The organism is Flavobacterium sp. 38-13 (genome assembly GCF_001899155.1).
Classification (GTDB): domain Bacteria; phylum Bacteroidota; class Bacteroidia; order Flavobacteriales; family Flavobacteriaceae; genus Flavobacterium; species Flavobacterium lindanitolerans.
In genome coordinates this window covers 78,883-85,069 of sequence record NZ_MKVG01000006.1, presented here as the reverse complement: position 1 = coordinate 85,069, position 6,187 = coordinate 78,883, and the positions used below count along the sequence as shown (strand labels likewise).

The following is a 6,187-nucleotide window of genomic DNA, read 5'->3' as shown; positions in this document are numbered from 1 at the left end:
GGATGAAACCAAGCCAAATATCTACACCAGCAATGTTTTTCCTGTAGCGAAGTACAATGATGGTACCTGGCCTTTCAAAAATATGCTGGTGGCCGATATTAAGAAGAAAACCAGCAGGCAGGATATAGTACTGATGGGCTATTATACACAAAAAAAATCGGCAGAGCAGATGCGGAACAGCCTGGTCAGCCTTTCTCCAAAAGCACAATTGACTCCGGTAACTATGGAGTATAAGGGAAGTACAGCCGATGCAGTCAAAAACAGCAAGAACGCGGATTTTTGGGAATCTGGAAAAACCGACAAGCCAATAAAAGGTGCAGCAAAAAAAGCGGATGATTTTTGGAATAATTGATTAAAACAGACATAATGAAGCACAAACTAATTACAATTTTAGTACTAATCCTATCCTCAATCCAGGTGTGGGCGCAAAACGACCTCAAGGCACGAATACAGTTTGAAGAAGCTGAAGAAGCCTTTGCCGCCGGTGATTATCAAACTGCCGCGACAAAAGCCCTCGAAACTGAAAGGCTGCTAGGCAAATGGAGCCATAAGATAAGTTATATTATTATAGTATCCCTTAACAAGACAATGCCATTTGAACCTGATAAGGAAATTTTAAAAACACTACGTTCACAGGTGAACCAGTATATGAAATTTGCAGGCAGCAACAAGAGTATCGTTCCTATTGAGAAATTTAAAGATGCCTATGCCGTTGAGGAAATCATAAAGCACCAGGAACAGCGGATCAAAGATAAAAGCGATCCCGATTTTTTAAAGGGCTTGGAACTCTTTGAGAAAAATGGTCCTGATAAAGGCATGTCCCATTTTCAAAAAACGGCAGACAAAGGAAATGCCGCGGCACTATGTATGTTAGGAAACATATATTATGACAAGGGTGATTATGAAAAAGCCATGGTTTCCTACCAGCATGCTGCCAATAAAGGAAATGTTTACGCCATGTACTGCGTAGGCGCTCTCTACAATTATGGACATGGAGTGGTGCAGGATTACTCCGAAGCTTTTAAATGGTCAAAAAAAGCGGCAGATTTGGGATGTACTAGCGCTATGTCTTATCTAGGGTCGATGTATTACCGTGGACAAGGCGTCACAAAGAACCTTTCGGAAAGTTTATTATGGTATGAAAGAGCAGCCCTCAAGGATGATCCGATGGCAATATCAACTGTTGGAGCATTCTATTATTCTGGAACAGGAGTAACGAAGGATGAAAAAAAAGCAGAGGCTTTATTGAAAAAAGGTGCCCGCAAAAATGACAAATCAGCTATGCGTTTATTGGGAGACATCTCATATAATAGGGATGATTATAAGAATGCAGTGACATGGTATGAAATGGCAGCAGAAAAGGACGACATTCAAGCCATGCTCTCTCTTGCAAAGCTTTATAAAGAATCAAAAATTAGCAATCCAGATGAGATGATTAAATGGTATACCAAAGCGGCAGAGAAAGGAGATTCGTATGCAATGGGAATGCTTCATTATATATTACGATATGGAGAATATGGGGTTAAGAAGGATAAAAAACTTGCAAAGGAATGGGAAGCAAAAGAGAAGGAGGCAAAAGCGAATGGAAAGAAATAGCTGTCAAATCCTATAGGTAATTAGAAGCCTCCCAAAAAAAATGGGAGGCTTTTTGATTTGATTATGCGGTCTTTGAAAGTAGCCTGTCCTTTAAGGAGATAATCTGCAATTCAAGGTCATTTAATACGCTGATGTCAATATCGAAACCATTTTCTTTCTGGCATATATTATTCTCAATGGCAGCTAGTTCCTTTTTAAGCCTTGCAATTATTTGCAAATTGTTCTCCTTACCTGATTCTTGTTCCATCAATTTTTGCTTAAGGTTTTGCATTTCCAGTCCAATACTTACTTCTTCCGTGATAGCATATTCTTCAGTTTGGGAAATAGAGGCATGTCCAAGCATTTCCTTAACAATATTCATGGGTACGCCATTTTTAAGGGTAACAGTAGACGCAAAAGTTCTTCTTGCCTTATGCGTTTCTAATTTGAAATTAAAATTGCATAGATCGGCAATCTCTTTGAGATATTCATTACATTTCTGGTTCGATCGTACTGGTAGAACAGAATTTCTTTTAAGACAGGTGGGATGATTTTCATATTTCTTGATTAAATCGATTGCTTTTGGTAGTAATGGGATTTTAGTCTCGGCAGTTGTTTTCTGTCTATTTGAAATAATCCACCATTCACCATCGATTCCCACTTGAATGTCGTTCTTCTGTAACTGGAAAACATCGATATAAGCCAAGCCTGTATAACATTGGAAAACAAATATATCTCGGACCACTTCTAATCTCTCCGTGGAGAATTTTTTGTTTTCCAAGGTTCGTAGCTGCTCGCTCGAAATAGGTCTTTTATTTGCCTTGGTGCGTTTTCTCTTAAAACGTCTGAACGGGTCCATTTTTATGATTTCCTTGTCAATTGCACGTAACACTACTTTTTTAAAGTTCGATATGTATTTTAAAGTTGTATTATTATTACATTTTTTCTCAGTCCTGAGGTATAGGTCATATTTGTTTATAAATGCAAAATCGAGATCGACAAATTCCATATCTTCAACCTCATATTGGAACATCAGGAAATCGCTGATGTGACCTTTGGCTTTTTCATATTTTGCATATGTCGCTTTTGAAAGCTCTCCCACATCAGATAAGGCTTTTATTTCATCATTATGTTCCTTAAACTCTTCCAATAGCTTATTACGTTTCTCGATTCGCCCATTGATTACCATGATTAATTTCTCAGCAGTTATAGCTTTACCAAGATTTAATAGTTCAGTTTTTCTATTGATAATCTTCGTTTCTAAAGAGTCAAGAAAGTTATTGAGTACCTTGGCATCTTCCTTGTGACCAATTGCGCGTCCAAGTTTTTGGTCCCATCGATTAATATCCCACTGCTCATTCGTTGATTTTTCTTTGGGCACTCCATCAACTGTTACCCTAGCATAAACCATTCTCACATCTTTTAATTTTCTTGGGGTCTTCAAAAAGAAGGTGAGCCCATAGCTGTTTTCCAACATAATAAAATTTTTTAAGGTTAATAAATGTCGGATAATATCGTTCTTAAATCAAGATGTAAACGTGCTTTACTTGTTGATATACAGTTTATTATGTGTAAATCTGTGGCACACTTTTTTAAATTGTCCGCTGTGCCACGAATGTGCCACAAACTTTTTGGGCATTTTTGTAAATTTTGTGTATAAGGGGCCAAAAACAAAAAAGTCCATAGTTGGTTAAAACTATAGACTTCATGCGGTTTGAGAGTTTTTTTTGGCCTGAATTCGTTAAAGCTTATTTTAACATTTTCGCCGTTTCGCGGAGAAAGAGGGATTCGAACCCCCGGACCTGTTACAGTCAACAGTTTTCAAGACTGCCGCAATCGACCACTCTGCCATTTCTCCAGTATGTTGCTATCATTTCCTGATTGCGAGTGCAAATATAGAAACCTTTTTTGAGTTTCAAAACATTTTGAAGGTAAAATTCAAAACATTTTTCAGCAACATTTTTAATTATTTCATTTTCTAGTGTTTACACCAAAAATAAAATTCATTTATTTTTTTAGAATTCGACGTATTCCATGATTTCTAAGCCATATCCAATCATACCGACACGTTTTGTCTGCTCTGAATTGGATAATAAACGGATGTTGGTAACGTCAATATCATGCAATATTTGTGCGCCAATACCAAAATCTTTGTTGTCCATTTTCACCTGTGGCGCCTTAAAAACTCCTTTTTCCTGTAATCCTTTTAGTTCTGTGATACGATTCAGGAGTTCAATAGGCTGGATTTCCTGATTGATGAACAGAATGGCACCTTTGCCTTCTTCATTGATACGTTGGAACATTCTTTCCAGTTTTTGATCCGGATCGTTTGTAAGCGTCCCTAAGATGTCATTATTGACTTGTGTGGAATTAATACGGGTCAATATTGATTCTCCTGTATTCCAGCTTCCTTTGGTAAGGGCAAGATGGACTTGCTTATTTGTGGTTTGTACATAAGCTCTAAGTCTGAATGTGCCAAAACGGGTTTCAATTTCGAAATCTTCTTTCTTTTGGATAAGACTGTCGTGCTGCATTCTGTAAGCTACCAAATCTTCGATTGAAATGATTTTCAGGTCGAATTTTTTAGCCACTTCAAACAGCTGTGGCAAACGTGCCATAGAACCATCTTCGTTTAGGATTTCCACAAGTATTCCGGCCGGTTTTAGCCCGGCAAGACGTGCCAGGTCGATAGCAGCTTCTGTATGTCCGGTTCTTCTTAAAACACCGCCTTGTTTTGCCCTTAGTGGGAAAATATGTCCCGGACGTCCTAAATCTTCAGGTTTCGTGTTGTCGTCAACCAAAAACTGTATGGTTTTGGCACGGTCATGTACGGAAATTCCCGTAGTACAACCATGTCCTATCAAGTCAACAGAAACCGTAAATTGGGTTTCGTGTAATACCGTATTATTGGTAACCATCAGGTTGAGGTCTAATTCCTTGCAGCGGGCTTCGGTTAGCGGGGCGCAAATCAGCCCACGACCATGCGTTGCCATGAAATTAATCATTTCAGGCGTCACTTTTTCTGCAGCGGCAATAAAGTCGCCTTCATTTTCACGATCTTCATCATCAACTACAATGATAATTTTTCCCTGACGGATGTCTTCAATCGCTTCTTCAATAGTATTGAGCTTTGTAATTTTATTCTCGGACATTATTTAGGTGTGTTGTTTTTAATTCTGAATAATTTTTGGAATCCTTTCTGGATAGGAGAGAGGATAATATCCATATTAATCAATCCGATGTCGTTTGTAGCCCTGTAAGTCAGTAAGACGGCCAAAGGGGACAAAATAAATGAGGACATCCAGGAACCCAAAAATGGTGGGATTCCGTTTTCCTGAGCCAGCTTTCGGCCAAAGGTATTGATAAAATGGAAGGTAATAAAAATGAGGACGGCAAATACGATTGGCAATCCTAATCCACCTTTTCGGATAATCGCACCAAGAGGAGCTCCGATAAAGAACATCAATATACAGGAAAAAGCAATGACAAATTTTTCATACAAAGCCAGCCAGTGGTTATTGATGTTTTTTTGCTTTAATTCCATTTCCTGTTTTGTGCCTTCAATAGAGAATTTAGCGCTTTCAAGGTTACTTATTGCAATTTCCAATGCTCTTGATTTGTCGGCTGTTGATAAAATGCTTAACGGATCTGTTATGTTAGAGTCTTTTTTAGGTTTGCTGATGGCAGCTGCTGCATTTGGATCTCTAAAATTAATAATTCCGCTTCTCTGGTAAATATTTTCTGCAAAGGAAACCAAATCCTTATTAAAGTTTTTATGAAGTGAATCCAGAGTGTAAGTAAGCTCACTTACATTAAGCATGGCATTGGTATTCGTAATATTCGATTCGTCTTCCACAGTATTCAGTTTGGACAAATCGATGTTGATGATGTCCTTTTTAAAGGAAGCTTTCACAAAAGGCACTCTATTGCGCTCTTCGTATTTCTTAGGGATAATATTTTCGTAATAATTGCCGTCAAACAAAATCATTTGCAGCATAGTAGATTCTTCCTGATTCACCAATAAGCCATTTTTGGCCTTGATGACAATATTGTTTCCAATGCCGTTGGCCGCTTTTTTATGAATAGTCACTCCGCTCAGCTTTTCGCCTTTGTCTCCCGATTTTTTGTTGACTTTGATATTGTAATCGCCTACGTCACTAAATTGTCCTTCTGCAATAGCCATAGCGGGTTTTGTCTGGACAATGTCTCTACGAAGATTCAGGAATTTATATTCTGCTGACGGAATAATATTGTTGGCAAAAAAGAAGGCTATGATACTTAAAAAGACAATAAATACCATCAGGCTTTTCATGGCTCTCTGGAGCGAAATTCCTGAAGATTTCATGGCCGCAAATTCATAGTTCTCTGCGAGATTCCCGAAGGTCATGATAGAGGCCAGTAATATGGAAAGCGGCAATACCAAAGGAATCATCTTTGGAGAATAGAACAAAAGGAATTTTACGATTAGAAGAACATCCAAATCTTTTCCGGCCAATTCTGCAATAAAAAGCCAAACTGCCTGTAGGATAAAAATGAAAAAGAGGATTACAAAAACCGTAGCTAATGTCTTCAGAAATGTCGTTAAAATGTATCTGTCAAGAATTTTCACCGA

5 protein-coding genes and 1 tRNA gene are annotated in these 6,187 nt (G+C 38.1%); 2 read left to right on the top strand and 4 right to left on the bottom strand.

The window, feature by feature from the left end; all coding sequences use genetic code 11:
* The coding region (locus BGO88_RS02450) for a hypothetical protein (RefSeq protein ID WP_286705819.1) at positions 1-352 on the top strand (352 nt) is incomplete at its 5' end.
* A gap of 14 nt (positions 353-366) precedes the next feature.
* Positions 367-1,596, top strand: coding sequence for a tetratricopeptide repeat protein (locus BGO88_RS02445; RefSeq protein ID WP_286705818.1), 1,230 nt, complete (start codon positions 367-369; stop codon positions 1,594-1,596).
* Between the two features lie 61 nt (positions 1,597-1,657).
* On the opposite strand, the gene BGO88_RS02440 is transcribed toward BGO88_RS02445, so the two are convergent.
* The 4 genes from BGO88_RS02440 to BGO88_RS02425 all read right to left on the bottom strand — a co-directional run bounded on the left by BGO88_RS02440 (position 1,658) and on the right by BGO88_RS02425 (position 6,184).
* Positions 1,658-3,052 carry a site-specific integrase gene (locus BGO88_RS02440; RefSeq protein WP_286705817.1) on the bottom strand — a complete coding sequence of 465 codons (1,395 nt, stop codon included), beginning with the start codon at positions 3,050-3,052 and terminating at the stop codon, positions 1,658-1,660.
* A gap of 296 nt (positions 3,053-3,348) precedes the next feature.
* Positions 3,349-3,433 (bottom strand) — tRNA-Ser (locus BGO88_RS02435).
* Positions 3,434-3,590: 157 nt separating this feature from the next.
* Complete coding sequence (ribB, locus tag BGO88_RS02430) at positions 3,591-4,727, bottom strand: 3,4-dihydroxy-2-butanone-4-phosphate synthase (RefSeq protein ID WP_286705816.1); 1,137 nt, start codon at positions 4,725-4,727, stop codon at positions 3,591-3,593.
* Positions 4,727-6,184 (bottom strand): LptF/LptG family permease, encoded by a 1,458-nt coding sequence (locus tag BGO88_RS02425; RefSeq protein WP_286705815.1) that lies wholly within the window; start codon positions 6,182-6,184, stop codon positions 4,727-4,729. The genes ribB and BGO88_RS02425 overlap by 1 nt, the downstream gene beginning before the upstream one ends.
* Positions 6,185-6,187: the final 3 nt, after the last annotated feature.

Bases quoted from the DNA above. Each gene is read 5' to 3' on its own strand.
- BGO88_RS02445 (WP_286705818.1), top strand. From the start codon at position 367: ATGAAGCACAAACTAATTACAATTTTAGTACTAATCCTATCCTCAATC.
- BGO88_RS02440 (WP_286705817.1), bottom strand. From the start codon at position 3,052: ATGTTGGAAAACAGCTATGGGCTCACCTTCTTTTTGAAGACCCCAAGA.
- ribB (WP_286705816.1), bottom strand. From the start codon at position 4,727: ATGTCCGAGAATAAAATTACAAAGCTCAATACTATTGAAGAAGCGATT.